The sequence below is a fragment of the Bacteroides sp. D1 genome (assembly GCF_000157095.2).
Lineage (GTDB): Bacteria > Bacteroidota > Bacteroidia > Bacteroidales > Bacteroidaceae > Bacteroides > Bacteroides xylanisolvens.
The window spans coordinates 164,566-185,562 of sequence record NZ_JH114331.1 but is presented as its reverse complement, the minus strand read 5'-3'; the positions used below and the strand labels follow the sequence as shown (position 1 = coordinate 185,562).

The window sequence follows — 20,997 nt, the reverse complement described above, 5'->3', positions numbered from 1 at the left end:
TAAAGCAACAAACACTAATTACCATGTTAAAACAACTTATCAAATTCTATCAAATCAGTACTCCTGCACCAGTTCTTAAAGAGAACAAGAAGAAGCTCAAAAAGCTACAATGGGCAACCTTTTTTTCCGCAACTGCCGGATACGGTATTTATTACGTTTGCCGACTTAGTCTGAATGTAGTAAAAAAGCCGATTGTCGAAGAAGGTATATTTTCAGAAACCGAACTCGGTATCATTGGTGCCGTGCTGTTTTTCACATATGCCATCGGAAAATTCACCAATGGATTTCTAGCAGACCGCAGTAATATCAGACGCTTCATGTCCACCGGATTACTGATTACCGCTTTGGCTAACTTATGTTTAGGGTTCACTCATTCTTTTATTCTATTTGCCGTACTATGGGGAATCAGCGGCTGGTTTCAGTCAATGGGAGCAGCTTCCTGTGTAGTCGGACTATCCCGTTGGTTTGAGGACAAGAAACGAGGGTCGTTCTACGGTTTTTGGTCGGCAAGTCACAATATCGGAGAGGCTATGACTTTCATCATTGTCGCTTCCATTGTGAGCGTTTTAGGGTGGAGATATGGTTTCATAGGAGCCGGTAGTATTGGAATAATCGGAGTTCTAATTGTCTGGAACTTTTTCCACGACTCTCCCGAAAGTGAAGGACTGTCAGCAGTTAATCATCCACAAATAAAAGATGAAACCGATGATAAAGCTGACTTCAACAAGGCACAAAAACAGGCGTTAATGATGCCGGCAATTTGGATACTTGCCATCGCAAGTGCGTTGATGTATGTCAGCCGATATGCAGTGAACAGTTGGGGAGTCTTTTATCTGGAAGCCCAGAAAGGGTATTCTACGTTAGATGCCAGTTTTATCATCTCCATCAGTTCGGTTTGTGGAATTATTGGTACGATGTTTTCCGGGGTAATCTCCGACAAGTTTTTCAATGGACGTAGAAATGCTCCTGCGCTTATCTTCGGTTTGATGAATGTAGCAGCACTATGCCTGTTTCTACTAGTCCCGGGCGTCCACTTCTGGATAGACGCATTATCCATGGTACTATTCGGAACCGCTATCGGAGTACTTCTCTGTTTTTTGGGTGGATTAATGGCTGTCGACATTGCTCCCCGGAACGCTTCTGGTGCAGCGTTAGGTATTGTAGGCATTGCCAGTTACATCGGAGCAGGTATACAAGATATAATGAGCGGAGTTCTCATTGAAGGGCACAAAAGCATCGTTGATGGTAAAGAAATCTATGATTTTTCTTACATCAATATTTTTTGGATCGGAGCAGCATTACTTTCCGTTTTTTTCGCTTTATTGGTGTGGAATGTGAGATCAAAGGATTAACAGAACTGTCAGTATCATAAAAAACGTGAGTTCTTTTCGTCCTCATATGAATTTATTTCGTATTTTTGCGTGGACATCCCCTTTTTTGATGTTCAGGAAGATAATTTGTTGTTAAAGCAAAGCGAAGATTGATATATGAGTGACGAAATCAACGAGATAACGGAAGAACATTCAGACTACAAACCAGCGGACGCGCGGGACGAAAGCGTAAAACATCAGTTAACAGGCATGTACCAGAATTGGTTTCTGGACTATGCTTCATACGTTATTCTGGAACGTGCCGTACCTCACATCAATGACGGTTTAAAGCCTGTGCAACGTCGTATCCTGCATTCTATGAAACGTCTGGATGACGGGCGGTATAACAAAGTGGCAAATATTGTGGGACACACCATGCAGTTCCACCCGCATGGGGATGCTTCTATCGGGGATGCCCTAGTACAGTTGGGACAGAAAGACCTGTTGATTGACTGTCAGGGTAACTGGGGTAATATTCTCACCGGAGACGGTGCGGCTGCTCCCCGTTATATCGAGGCACGTTTATCCAAGTTTGCGCTGGATGTTGTCTTCAATCCCAAAACTACCGAATGGAAATTGTCATACGACGGACGAAATAAAGAACCAGTCACTCTTCCTGTGAAATTCCCGTTATTACTGGCGCAGGGAGTGGAAGGTATCGCCGTTGGACTTTCTTCCAAGATATTGCCGCATAACTTCAACGAACTTTGCGATGCTTCCATCAGCTATCTGCATGGGGAAGAATTCCAACTGTATCCCGATTTCCAGACAGGCGGATCGATCGATGTAGCCAAATACAACGACGGAGAACGTGGCGGAGCAGTGAAAGTACGTGCCAAGATCAACAAGATTGATAACAAAACGCTTGCAATTACAGAGATCCCTTATGGGAAAACCACTTCAACAGTGATCGACTCTATCCTGAAAGCAGTTGATAAAGGAAAAATCAAAATTCGCAAGGTAGATGACAACACAGCTGCCAACGTAGAAATATTAGTGCATCTGGCACCAGGTACATCATCGGACAAAACAATCGATGCATTGTACGCATTCACCGATTGCGAAGTTAGTATCTCACCCAACTGCTGCGTGATTGACGACAGCAAACCTCATTTCCTCACTGTCAGCAAAGTCTTGAGAAAGTCGGCAGACAACACGCTGGATTTGCTAAAGCAGGAGCTGGAAATCAAGAAAAACGAAATACTGGAAGCGTTACACTTTGCTTCGCTCGAAAAGATATTTATCGAAGAACGCATCTATAAGGACAAAGAGTTCGAGCAATCCAAAGATATGGACGCAGCTTGTGCACATATTGACGAACGCCTGACGCCTTATTATCCGAAGTTTATCCGCGAAGTAACCAAAGAGGATATTCTCAAACTGATGGAAATCAAAATGGGACGTATTCTGAAATTCAATTCGGACAAAGCGGATGAACTAATTGCCAGGATGAAAGAAGAAGTGGCCGAGATTGATAATCATCTGGCTCACATCGTAGATTATACCGTCAACTGGTATCAGATGTTGAAAAACAAATACGGCAAGAACTTCCCGCGCCGTACGGAACTGCGTAACTTCGACACCATCGAAGCTGCCAAAGTAGTAGAAGCAAACGAGAAACTTTATATCAACCGCGAAGAAGGATTTATCGGAACAGCCTTGAAAAAAGACGAGTTCGTTGCATGTTGTTCGGATATCGATGATGTCATTATCTTCTTCCGCGACGGTAAGTATATCGTTACTCCTGTTGCCGACAAGAAATTCGTCGGCAAAAACGTTCTCTATGTCAATGTATTCAAGAAGAACGATAAACGTACGATCTACAATGTAGCCTACCGCGACGGAAAAGAAGGAACGACATACGTAAAACGTTTCGCCGTGACCTCTGTAGTTCGCGACCGCGAATATGATGTCACACAGGGAACTCCCGAATCACGGATTACCTATTTCAGCGCCAACCCGAATGGAGAAGCCGAAATCATCAAGGTGACACTGAAACCGAATCCGCGTGTACGCCGTATCATTTTCGAGCATGACTTCAGTGAGGTCAGCATCAAGGGACGTCAGGCACGAGGCGTGATTCTCACCCGCTTGCCGGTACATAAGATATCCCTGAAACAAAAAGGAGGTTCTACGCTCGGTGGACGTAAAGTATGGTTTGACCGTGACATACTCCGCCTCAACTATGACGGACGAGGTGAATATCTGGGTGAATTCCAAAGCGACGACAGCATATTGATTGTTCTGAACAACGGTGATTTCTATACTACCAACTTCGACTTGAGCAACCACTATGAAGATAATGTAAGCATCGTGGAGAAATTTGATCCTAACAAGATATGGACTGCCGCGCTTTACGATGCCGACCAACAGAATTATCCGTATCTGAAACGTTTCTGTTTTGAGGCCTCTAACCGTAAACAGAACTACTTGGGAGAAAATAAGAACAACCGTCTGATCCTGCTGACTGACGAGTACTATCCTCGTCTGGAAGTCATATTTGGCGGACACGACAATTTCCGTGATCCGTTGAATATCGATGCGGATGAATTCATTGCTGTCAAAGGTTTCAAAGCCAAGGGAAAACGTATTACTACCTATGCAGTGGAGACGATCAATGAGCTTGAACCAACTCGCTTCCCCGAACCCTCACAAGAACAACAGGAAGTTCCTGAAGAGGAGCCGGAAAATCTGGATCCGGACAGCGGCAAAAGCGAAGGCGATATTATTGATGAAATCACCGGGCAGATGAAATTATTCTGATGAAGAAAAAACTAATATACCTGGGGCTGACAGGTTGCATCCTGTTCGCCCTTTGCACAAGATTACAAGCGCAGATCGACAGTCTGCAAGCCCATCGGTATGTAACACGTGCCACCATGTATGGTATCGGATTTACTAACGTTTTCGACACCTATCTTTCACCGCAGGAATACAAAGGTATCGACTTCCGTGTTTCCCGTGAGTTGATTCGGATGACCAAGTTGTTTGATGGAAATGTATCTGTGCAGAACTTCTTTCAAGCAGACATCGGCTATACGCACAACCGGGCTGATAACAATAACACTTTCTCCGGATTAGTCAACTGGAACTATGGATTACACTACCAGTTCCGCCTGACAGATAATTTCAAATTATTAGCCGGAGGATTGATAGATGTCAACGGAGGCTTTGTCTATAATCTGCGGAACACCAACAATCCGGCATCCGCACGGGCATACGTCAATCTGGATGCCTCCGGAATGGCTATTTGGCACCTGAAAATCAAACGGTATCCGATGGTGCTTCGTTATCAGGTCAATCTGCCGGTTATGGGAGTGATGTTCTCTCCCCACTACGGACAATCTTATTACGAGATATTCTCTTTGGGAAATTCGAGTGGAGTAATAAGATTTACCTCCCTGCACAATCAACCTTCGTTGCGACAGATGCTCTCCGTCGACCTGCCGATAGGATATACCAAAATGCGCTTCAGCTACCTGGCTGATTTGCAGCAATCCAACGTTAACAATATCAAGACACATACCTACTCACACGTATTCATGGTAGGATTTGTGAAAGACCTATACCGTATCCGAAATAAGAAAGGAACCGCTCTTCCTTCATCGGTTAGAGCTTACTAAGAGAACAAAATTTAATGTTGAAACTTCAAGTGAGAGATCAATTAATGATGAGAAATAAGATTAGACAATTACTTTGGCTGCTCTGCTGCCTTCCGGTGCTGACTGGTTGCATTGGGGAAGATGACTACGCCAATGATCCTAGAGGTAATTTCGAACAACTATGGAAGATCATCGACGAACAGTATTGTTTCCTGGATACGAAAGGTATTGACTGGGATGCTGTTCATGACGAATACAGCAAACTGATTATTCCGTCGATGTCCAATGATGACCTGTTCGACATCCTAAGCCAAATGCTTTATATCTTGAAAGACGGGCATGTCAATCTATCTTCTGCCAGTCGTATTTCTTATTACGATGCATGGTATCAGGGCTACCCCTGGAATTATAGAGAAGATATTCTTTATAACTATTATCTGGGTAGTACCAATTCAGGCTATCGCACATCCGCTGGTCTTAAATATAAAATATTCGACAATAACATAGGATACATACGTTATGAAAGTTTCAGTGCCGGAGTTGGAGATGGCAATTTGGATGAGGTCCTTTACTATTTACAAATCTGCAATGGATTAATTATCGATGTCCGTGATAACGGAGGAGGTAATCTAACCAATTCTTCACGCATAGCTGCCCGGTTCACTGATAAACTGGCACTAACAGGATATATCCAACATAAGACAGGTCCGGGACACAATGATTTCTCAGAGATGGAACCCATTTATTTAGAACCCTCCAACAGTATTCGTTGGCAAAAAAAGGTCGTGATACTAACCAATCGTCGATGTTATAGTGCCACAAATGATTTTGTTAACATAATGCGCAGTTTAAACAATGATAACGAGGATAAAAGAATCATCCAGCTGGGCGATCAGACTGGTGGTGGATCAGGACTACCATTTTCATCAGAATTACCCAATGGTTGGAGCGTCCGCTTCTCTGCCAGCCCCCACTTTGATAAGTATGGAAAGTCATTGGAGGATGGAATAAAACCTGATGTATACGTAAACATGGATAAGATTCTGGAAGAAGGGATAGAGCAGGGTGACATAGAATCACAAAAGAAAGATCCACTGATTGAAAAAGCATTCGAAATCTTAAGTGAATAACTTTATTGCCGAATTATTTGCCAAATCAGAAAATCTTCCTATCTTTGCACCGCTAAACAAAAAAGCTACGCATGCGGCTGTGGCGTAATTGGTAGCCGCGCCAGACTTAGGATCTGGTGTCGTGAGACGTGTAGGTTCGAGTCCTATCAGCCGCACAAACTACACTGTATTTACAGTTAAAAAGCCCCTAAAACGGACATTTTAGGGGCTTTTTTGTGTCCTCTTCGCTGGTTATCCGAAAAATGCTAACAACAATTCGGTGCCATTCTCGGTGACAGGATTCCTTTTTTTATCTTGATTTTTTGGATTCAAAGTAGGATTCACCAAAAAAAATCAAGTATGGAAAGAAAAAAAACTTTCAACGTTCTGTTTTGGCTACGGAAAAGTCGAACAAATGAAAGTCTGTCACCTCTGTTCTGCAGAGTTACAATCATGGGGCAAAGATACGAAATTCCGACGAATTGTCATATCTCCCCCGCTTCATGGTCGGCAGTCGCCCAAAAGTCACTCGGAAAAACAGCTGTAGACAAGGAAACAAACAGGTATATCGAAGATTTAAAACTGCAAATTGAAGAAACCTGTAACAAGCTCCGGCAAAAGAACTATCCCCTCAACATCGAGAACTTTAAACTCATGTTCCAATCAGAGGATAACGAATATTCTACCATTAAAACGCTGTTCGAATATCACATGATTATGGAAGGGAAAAAACTCTCCCAGTCAACATGCTACCAATACGGAGTTACCTTGAAATATCTACTAAGCTACGTGCGAATCAAACACAAAGTGGCCGACTACGATATAAGTATCATCGACGCAGCTTTTGTCAATGAGTTTTTCGCCTATCTGCAAGGTTATTTGCGACAGGACAACATGAAACGATGCGATATTAACGGAGCATTGAAACACATGGAACGCTTCAAAAAAGTCATGGAAATGGCGTTCAATAACGAATGGATAAATCGAAATCCGGTAAAAGCACTCAAAGCACATAAAGAAAAAACCGACATCAACGAACTGGACGAAGAAGCCGTAAAACGACTTTCCACTGTAATACTACCTCCTAATCTGGGCATTGTCAGAGACTTGTTCATTTTTGCCGTGTATACCGGAGTCTCATACGAAGATATGACACGATTAACGCAAAAGAACATCGTTATCGGCATAGACAAAAGCCTGTGGCTGCATTACAAACGGGTCAAAACAGGTGTCCGTGTATCATTGCCATTACTAGAACCTGCATTGGAAATTATCAATAGATATGACACCTACCACAAAGGCGGCAAAAAGAACCAGCCGCTATTCCCATATGTCAGCAATCAGATCATGAACCGTTATCTCAAAAAAGTAGCCAAACTCGCCGGAGTAGAAGACAGAGTTACGTATCACGTTGCAAGCCATAGTGTATTTTCTTTTTTCTTAAAAATCAATAGCTTACAAAATATCCCAGTTTGACAGGTAACGATTTAGAAACCAGCGAAAATCTGTATTCCACTTCGTTTTGCAGTAATTCAAAAGAACGCCTTTTAGCATTACAAAGATAGGCATTATAATTGGATTATAATAGGTTTTAGCCTACAAAAAGTGAATTCCATATATTTTTATTGCTCAATTACTGCTAACTTCACTAAAAATGAGTAATTTTGTACTTTAATAAGTATGAGTGTTACCATGGTTGTAAAAACAATAAAATTGACATCACTATTTGTCAATACTGAAAATTATAGATTTGAGCCTCTGTCTTCACAAAAGGAAGCGATAGACAAGATGGTAGAGGACCAAGGGGATAAATTATATTCTCTTGTAGACGATATTGTAACTAATGGTCTTAGTCCAGTCGATTTAATCATTGTAACGCCTAACGAAGATAACAACAAATATATAGTACTCGAAGGTAATAGGAGAATAACATCATTAAAATTATTAAACAATCCAACATTAATTGATGACAAGTACATTTCTTTAAGGAAAAAATTTCAGAAATTGCAAAAAGAAAATCCTAATGCTATTTCTGAATTGAAGAATATTGCTTGCGCTGTTTTTGAAAACCCAACGGAAGCTGATATTTGGATAAAACGTAAACACTCGGGAGAGCTGAATGGTATCGGTACAGTTACTTGGAATGCTCAACAAAAGCAAAGATTCGAGGAGAAGACAGAAGGAAAATCATCGATTCCATTGCAAATTATCACTTTATTGAAATCACAAGATAATGTTTCTGATACGATTAAGGATTCGTTATCCAAACTAAATATTACCAACCTGCAACGTTTGATGTCAGACCCTTATGTTAGAGAACACCTTGGTTTGGGAATTAACAATGGAACTTTAGTTTCAAAGGTTGAAGTGTCAGAAGTCGTCAAGGGGCTTATAAAAGTTGTTACGGATATTCTTAATCCAGAATTCAAAGTTTCAGAAATCTATAATAGAGAAAAAAGGAAGCAATATATTGACAATTTTGACACGAACCAAAAGCCAGACCTATCTAATGAAGCGTCTGAACAATGGAGTGTTCAAGATATTGTAGACAATAAAGGGCAGGTATTAATAAATAGTGAACGCAGAGAAATAAAAAAGGCTAATAATCAGAAAGCTAGAAACAGAGCTGGCTTAGTGCCCAAGACTTTGATTTTGCATATCAACAACCCCAAAATCAATAAAATTTTTGAGGAGTTAAAACATATCCAAGTTAAAACATGTCCTAATGCATCTTCTGTACTGCTGAGAGTGTTTTTAGAATTGTCAGTTGATGCTTATTTGGAAAGATATGATTTGGTAAAAAACAATGCTATAACTGCGTGTTCTTCCAAAGAGGATTTGAACGGGAAAGTTTGTAAAGTATTAAATCATATGACCCAATTAGGAACAATGAGTAATGATTTATCTAAAGGTATAAGGTCTGAAATAAATGATAAAAATTCAGTCCTATCCATTGAATCCTTGAATGCATATGTTCATAATGAGTTTTTCTATCCTAAAGCAGACAATTTGATTATAGGATGGGACAACATAGAAAGTTTTTTTATCCAATTATGGGAATCTATAAATAAAGAATGACATTATGGAGTTTTTATCACCTTTAAGATATCCCGGTGGAAAGGCAAAAGTCGCTGATTTCGTACAGTGTTTAATCAAAGAAAATGCATTGCTTGATGGTACTTATGTTGAGCCATATGTAGGAGGTGGTTCTGTTGCTTTATCCTTGCTCTTTAATGAATATGTTAGTGATATATATATAAACGATAAAGACATATCTATTTATGCCTTTTGGTATAGTGTTCTTAATAACACGGATGCTCTTTGCCAATTAATTAAGGATACTCCCATAAATGTCGAAACATGGTTTAAGCAAAAAGAGTTTCAGCAGAATAAAGAAAATAGAAATGTTGATTTATTAAATTTAGGGTTTTCCACTTTCTTCCTAAATAGAACAAATCGTTCAGGAATTTTAAAAGCTGGAATCATAGGTGGATACGACCAAACTGGAAATTACAAGATTGATGCGAGGTTTAACAAAGAAGATTTGATAAAAAGGATTCAACGTATAGCAGACTACGCGGAGAGAATTCATCTAACAAATGACGATGCTGTTACTTTAGTGCAACGATTAAAAGATGAATTACCTTACAATACTCTATTATATTTAGACCCGCCATACTATATAAAAGGAAAAGGGCTTTATCTGAACTACTATAATGACACAGACCATCAAAACATCGCAAATGCTATAGGTGCAATAGTAAATTGTAAGTGGATTGTCTCTTATGATAATGTGCCATTCATAACCAACCTATATTCAAAATATAGGCAACAATGTTTTGAATTGAATTATAGTGCGAGTAACTCAGGAAAAGGTGAAGAAATAATGATATTTTGTGACGATATAGTTATTCCCAAACACAAATTATTTAATCATTCAACAAAGTGAAAATAACTCACATTCATATCGAAAGGTTTCGAGGCTTCCAAAATGAAGACTTTGAAGTAGGCTCTCAATTAACAGCAATTGCAGGACAAAACGGAACTCAAAAGTCAACATTACTGGGTATTGTAACACAAACCTTCACTCTTAAGCCTGAGGATCCAATGAGAGCGGAAAAACCTTTGTGTGGTGGTAGCTATATTTCTGCATTCAAAGATAAGTTTAGATTATCGCCCATTTTTGATAGACCTAAAGGTCATGAATGGACCATTTCTTTTGATATAGGAGTAGATGACTTTACTGTCGAAAGCATCAAACGTACTGGAGACCCTAATGTGCGATTTTGGAAGAAAGGAGCAAGGCAAGAAGGGGATGGATATATCTCCTTTCCCACAATCTTTTTAAGTTTAAAGCGGTTAGTTCCTATGGCAGAGGAGGCCAAGATTATAACTGATGACACATTATTAACTCCAGAGGAACTAAGTGAGTTTAAACAATTACACAATAAAATTCTAATAGTACAAACTCCCATTTCTTCTGCAACAACAATAACCTCAAAAAATAAGCAATCTATAGGCGTATCCACTGAATTATACGATTGGAATCAAAACTCTATGGGACAAGATAATCTGGGCAAAATTATCTTGGCATTATTTTCTTTTAAAAGATTGCATGACAAATATCCCCAACAATATAAAGGTGGAATTCTTGCCATTGATGAGATGGATGCTACAATGTATCCAGCGTCTCAAGTTGAGCTATTAAAGATTTTGCGCAAATATGCGTCTAAACTTAATTTGCAAATTTTATTTACTACTCATTCAATGTCTCTTCTTAAGGTTATGGACGATTTAGTTCAAGAAGTAAGTAAACAAGAAGAAACAGCTAAGTAGGTAAAGATTCTTTATCTAAAGAAAGTCGATGACAAGATAACAATCAAACAAAATGTAGATTTTAAAGGTATTAAATTGGATTTGAATGTTGTTGCAGAAGGAAAAAAACGTAAGAAAAACAAAATTACTGTATATACAGAGGATAATGAAAATATATTATTCGTTAAAGCTATTTTAAAGACTAAAGCATCTATATTAGATTTTGTAGATGTAACTCTGCCGTGTTCAACCTTAACTGAACTTGTAAATAAAAACATACCTGCATTTAAACACCCATATTCTATCATCATATTGGATGGAGATGTTAGGATGAATAGGGCGTATCTTAAGAAAATAAAAAATGCAGATAACATTTTAATATTGCCAGGGAACAACTCTCCTGAAAGACTGCTGGCATCCTATTTGTATAATCTCTCTGATGCAGATCCATTATGGGGCAATATAGCAAATGGATATACCAAACAATTATGTTTCCGAGACTATACTATGGAACAAATAAATGCAGGAGGTGAGTTGGGGCGTCAAGATGCAAAAAAATGGTTTAATGGTCAGTTGGAATATTGGGGACGAAATGGTAATAAGGTTTTTAATCCCTTTTTACGTTCGATTCCTATCGAAGTACAAGAGTTTAAAAGAAATTTTGAAAATATGATAAAACGGTATATTTATGACTAAACTTCCGGTGACCACAATAAAGGAGCTTAAATGCCGAAAGTATTCTTTGGGTTCTTGGTCGATATATAATCAGAATCAGACTTTCTCTTTCATTAACCGAATAAGATACTGTTTCTTTTAGAGCTTTTGCTCAGGCACACTCAGTGAAACAGTGTCTGATTATCAGTTATGATTGCTTGAATTTATATTTAAGTCCATACTCTTCAAGTTTACTGTATAGTGTAGCTCTGCTTATTCCCAACAGTTCGGCGGCGGCACTCCGGTTGCCGTTTGTCTGCTTTAACGCACGCATTATCCGCTCCTTATCCTCCGCATCATTGCGCAGGGCGAAGCTGACAGGTGAGGTCGGTTTCGTCACGGCAAGTTCAAGATGCTCTTTCGTGACCACACCTTCCTGAGCCTGCAACACGGCTCCCATGATTTTCTGCCGAAGCTCCCGCACGTTGCCCGGCCATGCGTGGGTCAGCAACGCTTTACGGGCTTCGGAACTGAAACCGCTCACATTGCACTCCAGTTCCTTGTTGGCTATCTCGCGGAAGAACTCCGCCAACGGCATGATGTCCTCCTGACAGTCACGCAAGGGCGGCACGGTTATCACGAAGTCTTGCAGACGGTAGAGTAAATCCTGCCGGAAACGCTTTTCGCTCACTGCCGCCTCCAGATCCTCGTTGGTGGCGGCGATGATGCGGACGTTGAAACTCTTGTCCGATTTGTCACCGACCGGGCGATACCGCCTCTCCTGTATGGCACGGAGCAACATCTGCTGGGTCTCCAACGCAAGGTTGCCCACCTCGTCAAGAAACAGCGTGCCTCCTTCCGCCTCATGGAAATATCCTTTCTTGGTGCTGTCCGCACCCGTGAACGCGCCTTTGACGTGTCCGAAGAAAGCCGACGGCGCAAGTTCTCTGGATAGCGAACCGCAGTCCACCGCCACGAAGGGCTTGCCAGCCCGTTTGCTCTTGTCGTGCAGATGGTGGGCGATATGCTCCTTGCCTGTGCCGTTCTCTCCGAATATCATCACGCTCATGTCGGTGACGGCTACCAACTTTATCCTGTGCATGATTTTCTGAAAGGCGGAACCTTCACGGGCGAAAACGGGCATCCGGCTGTGTCTCGACTGACGCTCTTTCTGTATGGAGCGGATAAGGGGGACGAGTTTGTCCTCTATCAGTTTCTTCGGAATATAGTCTATCGAACCGAGTTTCATGCTTTCGACTGCCGTATGCACTTCGGCGTAGTCGGTCATTATGATGAACGGCTGCATCTTTCCCTCCTTGCGCATCCAGCGCAGCAGGTCTATTCCGTTGCCATCGTTTAGGCGCAGGTCAGAAACTACTATATCATCATCCGTTGCCTGTTGCAGATGTTTCTTCGCTGTTGACAGGTGGTAAGCCTTCACGGTACTGTATCCCTCCCGTGCCAGCAGATTGCAGACATATTCGCAATACACGATGTTATCCTCCACCACGATTATTCTTGTCTTATCCATTTTCGTATTTTCTCCTTTCCTCCTTTGCCAACTGTATAATCTCCGCTCCTTTATCCAACACGGTGGTCACGGAATTACTTAACGCCTCGTTATCGGACTTATCCTTTCCATGAAGCACACCATAAAGCACCTTCAGCGGCTGGTCGGCACGGAGTATCTCCCACGAACTGCGTAAGTGGTGTGTCAAGGCATCAAGTTCTTGCAGATCGTTTCGCATTGCCGCATCCCGTACCGCCTGCATTTCTTTCTCGGTTTCCGTTATCAGTTTTTCCAGCATGACAACTTCATTGCCGTAGGACAACAAGGCGGAAAAATCCGGTTTACCGTCCTGTGTCGCTTTAATGGCGCACTTGTCGGAAATTTCCAGCAGTTCCGATATGGAGAATGGTTTGAACAGGCATCCGGCAAAGCCTCGTTCCAAAAGTTCCTCCGCATCGCAACTGCCCGAAGCGGTTGCCACGACCACGGGGATTGTCTGTGAATTGCCAACATTGGACGATCGGAGCAGTTCCAGCAGCTCGAAGCCGTTTATGCCGGGCATATTCAAGTCCGTCAGCAACAAGTTGTATTCTTTTCGGCGTATCATTTCCATCAGTTCCGCCGCATCGGTGCAAGTGTCGCAATGTATTCCCTCCTGTGCATACATCTCTTTCAACATCAGGAGCAGCACCTCATCATTGTCGATGGCGACAACATTGAGGTTTCTCTCCTCCCGGTGGATATAAGTCTGTATCTCTTTTTCCGGTATTTCTTCGGCTTTCTGCATGGGTATTTCCACTGTGAAACGACTTCCTTTCCCTTTCTCGCTTTCCAAATGGATTTTGCCGTCAAGCATCGCCACTATGTTATGCACGATGGCAAGTCCAAGTCCGAAACCGTCTTTTGCGGCGGCGTTTGAGAGGCGTTCAAATGCCCCAAATACACGTTGCTGTTCATCTTCTGTCATGCCTGTGCCTGTATCCTCGAAAATCAGTGTCAGCACTCCGTTGGTATAATCGATAGTCAGCGACACACCGCCTTTCTCCGTGAACTTGATGGCATTTGACAGCAGATTGTTTCCAATTTGGATGATTCGCTCCTTGTCGGTCAGTACAACCGCATCGTTTCCGTTCTTTACGGTCAAGGAAAGCCCCTTGTTCATGGCGACGGGCATGAACTCCGTTTCAAGGGTATGCGTGATTGTGGAGATGCGGCAGGGCAACAGTTTGGGCTGCTCCTTGCCGTTGTCCAAGCGGAAGAAGTCCAGCAGGGTGTTAAGCATATCCCGCATACGGTCGGAAGATTGTTGTATGCTTTGAAGAAAATTCACATTGTTCTCCTTGCTGCACTCTTTCTGTAACAGCTCAGTATAACCTGTTATTGCCGTTAGTGGTGTGCGCAGTTCGTGGGTGATGGTATGTACCGCTTTCTTCCTTGATGCTATCAGTGCCTCGTTCCGTTGTACGGATTGTTCCAGTTGCCCTATCAAATCCGTTGTCTTGCGCTTGTATTGTTTGATACTCTTTGCATCACGGTGTATGATGATGTAGGAAATTAACAACAGCAGAAGGACGAATCCCATTAAACCGCCTACCTGCATAAATGACTTTCCACGCATGGCAACTATTTCGTCTTCCCGCCCTTGCAGGTCGGCTTGTACCTTATTTTCTATTTGACAGATTAGCCCCTTCAACTGCCTGTTAAGATCTGCATTGCGGGCGGCAAGACTGTCGGCTTGTTCCGACAATCGACGGCTTTGCTCTTTCTGTTCACTGACCATGCTTCTATTGGGTGAACGAAGCGTAGTTGTTGTTGTCGGCGGCTTCGTTTCCTCTTTTTTGCCGAATATGCCCAAGAACCCTTTTCGTTTCGGTTTCTTGGGCTGTTCCTGCATACTTGTCTGAACAATGAGAGGTACTTGACTGGCAATCTTCTTGTTGATGGATTGTTGTTCGTCTATTAACCGAACAATCTGAAACATCTGCCGTTCCTTATCTTCCAAAAGACTGCGCACACTGTCAATACGTCCAATTACATGAGTTTCATTGAACAGGCACAATGTGCTGTCCAATGCAATGCGTTGGGCATGGTAATTCTCCAAATCCGTTTCGTCCCAATCCAATGCAGTTTCTCCTAATAGCGAAAACTCTATCAGTTGGATATGAATACGGTTTACCTCCTTCCTGAATTCATCTATATGCCGGTTGCCAACCTCCAATGCTTCCACTTCCTGCCATTCATTATGACAAGTAAATGCAATGGCTACTACTATTAGAATTATGAAAGTGTGACTTAATGCTATTGCCTTACGTACAAATTCCATCTATTCTCTTACGAATTAAAATCGTCCTCCTCCCAACGCGTGATAAAGTTTGATTACACTTTGTATGCGTTCAAAACGAGTTTGCAGCTGTTGCACTTCCGCTTCAAGGAGAGATTGCTGGGCGGTCAATACTTCCAGATAGGTAATATTGGAATGACGCATCAGTGATTCTGTTTTCCGCACGGCATCGCATAATGTTTCCACCTGCCGAGCATTGATTTCAAGTTGCGATTTCGCAGTCTGCCATGCGGTCAAAGCATCGTTTACCTCTTTGCCTGCGTTCAACAAAGAGTGTTGGAACAGTAACTTCGCTTCTTCCTGGCGGATTTGGGCAGTCTTCAGGTTGGCGATGTTTGCGCCTCGATTGAACAAGGGCTGTGTCAGGGAACCGATGGCATTGAGCAACCATTGTCCGGGATTGGTGATTATACCGCCACCGTTATTGGTCCATCCAAGTGTTCCCGAAAGGGTGATATGGGGGTAGAATGCGGCACGTGCCGCATTGGTTGTGTAGAACGCCTGCGCCAGTTCCATTTCTGCCTGACGCACATCGGGACGGTTGGAAAGTAACTGCAAGGGGACTCCGATAGAGACGGTATCGGGGAAAGCTGCTTCGACCAGATTACTTCGTGCTATTGAGTGTGACGGCATGGCAAGTATTGCAAACAAGGCGTTTTCTGTTTCGGAGATGCTCTTGCGGATGGATAATAGGGACGATTCGAGCTGCATCACGTTCGCTTTTGCCTGCAATACACCGGCTTCGTTTGACTGTCCGGCTTTTTTCAATGCTTCGAGAGTGCGCACGGTAGTCTGCCAGTTTTCAAGGGTGCGGTGGCTTATTGCCATTTGCGCGTCGAGCATGGCAAGGGTATAGTAACTGTCGGCAATAGTGGCGACAAGCTGAGTCTGTACGGCTTGCCGGTAATCACGGCTTCCTTGCAAGGCGGCAGCGGCACCACGTTTTGCAGCTGTGAGGTTGCCGAAGATGTCCAGTTCCCAGCTTGCTGTCGCTCCTGCATTATATGTCTTTGCCGTTGCTCCATCGTGCTTGCCGGCATTACCTTCGGCATTCAGTCCGAGTGAGGGTAGATAGGAGAGTTTAGCTGTCAGCAAGGCGGAGGCTGCCGCTTCCACCCGTAGCCGTGCCACATTGAGGTCTGTGTTTCGGTCAAGTCCTGTTTCAATCAAGGACTGAAGTTTAGGGTCGGTAAACATTTCCCGCCACGACAGGGAGGCCAGAGTGGTGGTATCGGCGTCTGCCGGAAGGGTGCTATACAGATTCTCCATCGAGAGGTCGGGGCGATGATACCGGCTGTACGTGCCACAGCCGGTAAGCATCCATCCTGACAATATGATATATATTGCTGTCTTTTTCATTTAATTATGCTTAATACGTTCTTGGATATATTGGAAGACGATGAACAATGAAGGCACGAGGAACAACAGAGCCAATGTACCTACAATCATTCCGCCGATTACACCTGTGGCAAGCGAACGGCTACCGTTGGCACCCACTCCGTGAGCCAGCATCAGCGGGATAAGGCCGAACACCATAGACAACACGGTCATCAGGATGGGGCGCAGACGGACTTTTGCCGCACTGTATGCCGCTTGTGCCAGTGTCATGCCTTCCGACCGCCGCTTGCCTGCATATTCGGTAAGCAGGATGGCGGTCTTGGCAAGCAGGCCGATAATCATAATCAGACCGGTCTGCATGTAGATGTTGTTCTCCAGACCGAAGAGCCATGCGAACAGGAAACTGCCCATCAACCCGCAAGGCACTGCCAGCAGAACCGCAAAGGGAATAAACACGCTTTCGTACAAGGCACACAGAATCATATAGACCAGGACCATACAGAGCAGGAATATCAGCGTGGCATTGTTGGTTGTCTTGCTCTCCTCGCGCGAGATGCCGCCAAACTCGTAGGTGTAATTTGCCGGGAGAACCTTGCGTGCCGTCTCACTGATGGCTTCGAGCACCTGCCCCGAACTGTAACCCCGGGCCGGAGACCCATTGATGGAGATGGCATTGAACAGGTTGAAGCGGGTGAGGTCTGACGGACCGTTGGTCTTGGTCAGACGCACGAACCGGCTCAACGGTGCCATGCCGCCATCAGAGGTGCGTACATAGATATGATGAATGGACTCTGCATTCACACGGTATTCCGCCGGAGCCTGCATGGTGACGTGGTAGAGCTTGGAGAAGCGATTGAAGTCGGAAACATATTGTCCGGTATAATAGCCCGACAGGGTGGAAAGCACCTCTGCGGGCGACACTCCCGACTGCTCGCATTTGGCGGCGTCGATATCCACCCAGTATTGCGGATAGTCTGTGGCAAAGGAGGAATAGACTTCGCCTATTTCGGGCCGCTGCGACAAGGCCTCGACAAACTTGTCCGCCTCTTTCTTGAAAGCGGTAATGTCTCCGCCTGCCTTGTCCTGCAAGTAGAGCTCAAAGCCGTTCCCCATGCCATATCCGGCTATCATTGGGGGCGACATGGCAAACACCGTGGCATCAGGGATGTCGGAGGTGGCGGCATAGATTTTTCCGATGACGTCGTTGACCGACTGCCCCTCTCCCTCACGCTGTTCCCAGTCTTTGAGTGTCACGAAATACATGGCCTGCGACGGACCGGAACCGCTGAAAGAGAAGCCGGCAACCGCACCGTTGTATTCTATCTCGCCGATACTGTCGAGGCGGCTGTTGATGCGCTCCATCACCTTGACGGTCTGCGCCATTGACGTGCCGGGCTTCGTATTCATGCTCACCATGACCGTTCCGGTGTCTTCTTCGGGGATAAGGCCCGTCTTGGTGGCGTTGACCAGCAGCACCAGCAATACAAAGGACACTGCTATAGAGCTCCACATCAGCCACCGGCGGTGGAGGATGAACATCACTCCACGCACATAGCGTCGGCTCAGACGGTAGAAAACGGCATTGAACGCCTTTCGGAAACGGGCTGCAAAGTTGTCCTTTGTATTGCCGTGCTCGTCGATATAGGGCTTCAGCAACAGGGCGCAAAGTGCCGGTGAGAGGGTGAAGGCATTGATGGCCGAGATGCCCACGGCAACCGCCATCGTGATGCCGAACTGCGCATAGAAGGCTCCCGAAGTGCCGCCCATCATGGCAACGGGAAAGAACACTGCCATAAAGATGATGGTAGAGGTCAGAATGGCCGATGAAACGTCTTTCATGGCATCATCGGCCGCAAGCACCGCCGACTGGTAGCCCTCATCAAACTTCGCCTGCACCGCTTCCACCACCACGATGGCATCGTCGACCACGGTGCCGATGGCAAGCACAAGCGCAAACAGGGTGAGCAGGTTGATGGAAAAGCCTATCATGGACATCACGGCGAACGTGCCGATGATGGAAACGAAGATGGATATGGCAGGAATAAGCGTTGACTTGATGTCCTGCAAGAATACATATACCACTACGATAACCAGCAGTATCGCCTCCAGCAAGGTGCGGATGACCGAGCGGATGGAGGCATACAGAAACTTGTTGGTGTCGGTAAGCACTACGAATTCCGCTCCTTCGGGCAGGTCACGGTCCAGTTCGTGGAGCACTTCGTGAATCTCGTTGATGGTGCTCGACGCATTGGACCCTGCCTTCTGGTTTATCATCATCATGGCTGCCGGATGGCCGTTCACTTGGGAGGAGTAGTTGTAGTATTCATCGCCCAGCTCCACATCGGCAACCTCTTTCAGCCGAAGCACGTTGCCACCCGGCAAGGACTTGACTACCAGTTCGCCAAACTCATCGGCACCGGACAAGCGTCCGCGGTACTTCATTGTGTATTCGTTGGCCGTGGGGTGATTGGCACCGAAGGAGCCGGTGGCGGCTTCGATGTTCTGCCGCGCGAGTACGGCGGATATGTCGTCGGGTATGAGCCCGTATTGCGCCATACGGTCGGGCTTCAGCCAGAGGCGCATGCTGTAATTGGAGCCGAACAGTTGCGCCTTTCCCACGCCGCTGATGCGCTTCAGTCGCGGTTCGACATTGATTTTCATGTAGTTGTTCAGAAACGTCTGGTCGAAGCGGTCATCGGGCGAGTAGAGGGCAAAGGTCAGCAGCTCGGCATTCTGCTGCTTTTCGGTGGTGACACCGGTCTTGGTGGCTTCTGCCGGAAGCTGGCTCAATGCGGCGTTCACACGGTTCTGCACGTTCACGGCTGCCATGTCGGCATTGGCTCCTTGCTTGAAGTAGATGTTGATGGAGGCGTCTCCCGTGTTCGATGCCGTGGAGGTCATATAGGTCATGTCTTCCACGCCGTTGATGGCTTCTTCCAGCGGCACTATCACGGCTTTCTGCACGGTTTCGGCGTTGGCTCCGGGATAGGATGCCCATACATTGATGGTGGGCGGGGCGATGTCGGGATATTGCTCCACCGGCAGGGAGAACATGGCGATGACGCCCAACAGCACAATCACCACCGAGATAACGCCCGAGAACACCGGGCGGTCTATAAAAAATCGTAGCTTCATTTCGTTTCGTCTTTAGGGGTTATGCTCATGCCTTCTCTCACCAGTCCCACGCCTTCGGCGATGAGGGTGTCGCCGACCGAGAGACCTTCTTTTACGATAAACCGGTTGCCATCGTTCAGGCGGTCCACCGTGAGATAGGCAGCTTCCGCCCGTCCGTTTTTCAGTCGGTAGGCGATGATTTTGTCTTGCAGTTCCACGGTGGCGGTCATGGGAATGGTGATGGCATCCGTTTGGGGGTTCCGAAGGACGATGTTGCCGATGCTGCCGCTCAGCAGTTCGCGTTCGGGATTGGGGAACAGGGCTTTGATCTGCACCGCTCCGGTCGCAGGGTCCACCACACCGCTTACGGTCTCGATGCGTCCCTTCGCTTTGTACAGACTACCGTCGTTGAGTTGCAGGCTCACTTCCGGCATCTTGGCTATCAGGCTGTCAATCGAGCCGTAGCGAGTGGATAGGTGTCGCAGCATGTTTTCCGACACGGAGAAGTAGGCATACATCTCCGCATTGTCGGACACGACCGTGAAAGGCTGCTCCATGTTGGGACTGACAAGCGCACCGATGCGGTAGGGCAATGTGCCTACCACGCCGTTACTCGGACTTTTGATTTCAGTATAAGAGAGGTTGTTTCGTGCATCCGCTTCCTGCGCCTCGGCCTGTTGGAGTTCGGCAAGTGCCACAGCTAGTTGGTTTCGGGCAAGAGAAAGGTCGTATTCGGATATTACCTTCTCATCAAACAAGGCTTGCTTACCTTGCAGTTCGATTCGTGCCGTTTCCGCTTTTGCCCGTGCTGCGCTGACATTAGCCAAAGCTGTGCGTAAGGCTGCCAGATAGGGTGTTTGGTCTATCACTGCCAGTACTTGCCCTGTCGTCACCCGTGTGCCCTCCTTCACGCATAGACGCGTGATGCGGCCGGATATTTGCGGCATGATATCCACATCTTGTCGCCCGCGGATAGTGGCGGAATAAGATTCGGATATTTCCACCGGCATGGACGATACTGTTATGACCCGATAACTCGGTACCGCATCCTGCTTACCGTCCTGCTTGCATCCAGTCGACAGAAACAGCATGACGGCAAATGCGGCGAAATTAATGATAATGAATCGCTTGTTCATATTCTTTT

At 45.2% G+C, this 20,997-nt stretch carries 14 protein-coding genes and 1 tRNA gene; 10 read left to right on the top strand and 5 right to left on the bottom strand.

All coding sequences use genetic code 11. The features are described 5' to 3' along the window. Positions 1–23 precede the first annotated feature (23 nt). The 10 genes from BSAG_RS20680 to BSAG_RS0222520 all read left to right on the top strand — a co-directional run bounded on the left by BSAG_RS20680 (position 24) and on the right by BSAG_RS0222520 (position 11,592). Positions 24–1,352 carry an MFS transporter gene (locus BSAG_RS20680; protein WP_004312643.1) on the top strand — a complete coding sequence of 443 codons (1,329 nt, stop codon included), beginning with the start codon at positions 24–26 and terminating at the stop codon, positions 1,350–1,352. Between the two features lie 135 nt (positions 1,353–1,487). Beyond that, entirely contained in the window at positions 1,488–4,133 is a 2,646-nt protein-coding gene (locus BSAG_RS20685; RefSeq protein WP_004312642.1) for a DNA gyrase/topoisomerase IV subunit A, read from the top strand. Continuing rightward, positions 4,133–4,993 (top strand): DUF3316 domain-containing protein, encoded by an 861-nt coding sequence (locus BSAG_RS20690; protein WP_004312641.1) that lies wholly within the window; start codon positions 4,133–4,135, stop codon positions 4,991–4,993. Before BSAG_RS20685 ends, BSAG_RS20690 begins: the two co-directional genes overlap by 1 nt. Before the next feature lie 47 nt (positions 4,994–5,040). Next, positions 5,041–6,102: a S41 family peptidase gene (locus BSAG_RS20695; protein ID WP_008770394.1), complete on the top strand. Its 1,062-nt coding sequence runs from the start codon at positions 5,041–5,043 to the stop codon at positions 6,100–6,102. 73 nt (positions 6,103–6,175) lie between these two features. Continuing rightward, positions 6,176–6,257, top strand: a tRNA-Leu gene (locus tag BSAG_RS20700). Positions 6,258–6,441: 184 nt separating this feature from the next. Beyond that, positions 6,442–7,557 (top strand): site-specific integrase, encoded by a 1,116-nt coding sequence (locus BSAG_RS20705; RefSeq protein ID WP_008997313.1) that lies wholly within the window; start codon positions 6,442–6,444, stop codon positions 7,555–7,557. Positions 7,558–7,773: 216 nt separating this feature from the next. After that, positions 7,774–9,159, top strand: a complete 1,386-nt coding sequence (locus tag BSAG_RS20710) for a hypothetical protein (protein ID WP_004312638.1) — start codon at positions 7,774–7,776, stop codon at positions 9,157–9,159. 4 nt (positions 9,160–9,163) lie between these two features. Continuing rightward, the gene (locus tag BSAG_RS20715; RefSeq protein WP_004312637.1) at positions 9,164–10,030 is read left to right on the top strand and encodes a DNA adenine methylase; all 867 of its coding nucleotides are present in this window, start codon (positions 9,164–9,166) and stop codon (positions 10,028–10,030) included. Next, positions 10,027–10,917 (top strand): AAA family ATPase, encoded by an 891-nt coding sequence (locus tag BSAG_RS0222525; protein ID WP_004312636.1) that lies wholly within the window; start codon positions 10,027–10,029, stop codon positions 10,915–10,917. Before BSAG_RS20715 ends, BSAG_RS0222525 begins: the two co-directional genes overlap by 4 nt. 75 nt (positions 10,918–10,992) lie before the next feature. Beyond that, positions 10,993–11,592, top strand: a complete 600-nt coding sequence (locus tag BSAG_RS0222520; protein WP_008640975.1) for a hypothetical protein — start codon at positions 10,993–10,995, stop codon at positions 11,590–11,592. Between the two features lie 166 nt (positions 11,593–11,758). Here the strand turns inward: BSAG_RS0222520 and BSAG_RS20720 are convergent, their stop codons facing one another. From BSAG_RS20720 to BSAG_RS20740, 5 genes are read right to left on the bottom strand one after another with little or no spacing between them, the layout of a single operon-like run. Then, entirely contained in the window at positions 11,759–13,081 is a 1,323-nt protein-coding gene (locus tag BSAG_RS20720; RefSeq protein WP_004312633.1) for a sigma-54-dependent transcriptional regulator, read from the bottom strand. Then, positions 13,074–15,383 (bottom strand): ATP-binding protein, encoded by a 2,310-nt coding sequence (locus BSAG_RS20725; RefSeq protein ID WP_004312632.1) that lies wholly within the window; start codon positions 15,381–15,383, stop codon positions 13,074–13,076. Before BSAG_RS20725 ends, BSAG_RS20720 begins: the two co-directional genes overlap by 8 nt. Positions 15,384–15,398: 15 nt before the next feature. Further along, positions 15,399–16,760, bottom strand: a complete 1,362-nt coding sequence (locus BSAG_RS20730; protein WP_004312631.1) for an efflux transporter outer membrane subunit — start codon at positions 16,758–16,760, stop codon at positions 15,399–15,401. Beyond that, on the bottom strand, positions 16,761–19,874 hold the full coding sequence (locus tag BSAG_RS20735; RefSeq protein ID WP_005822092.1) for an efflux RND transporter permease subunit: 3,114 nt from the start codon (positions 19,872–19,874) through the stop codon (positions 16,761–16,763). It abuts the gene before it with no gap. Beyond that, positions 19,871–20,989: an efflux RND transporter periplasmic adaptor subunit gene (locus BSAG_RS20740; protein ID WP_004312628.1), complete on the bottom strand. Its 1,119-nt coding sequence runs from the start codon at positions 20,987–20,989 to the stop codon at positions 19,871–19,873. The genes BSAG_RS20735 and BSAG_RS20740 overlap by 4 nt, the downstream gene beginning before the upstream one ends. Positions 20,990–20,997 lie beyond the last annotated feature (8 nt).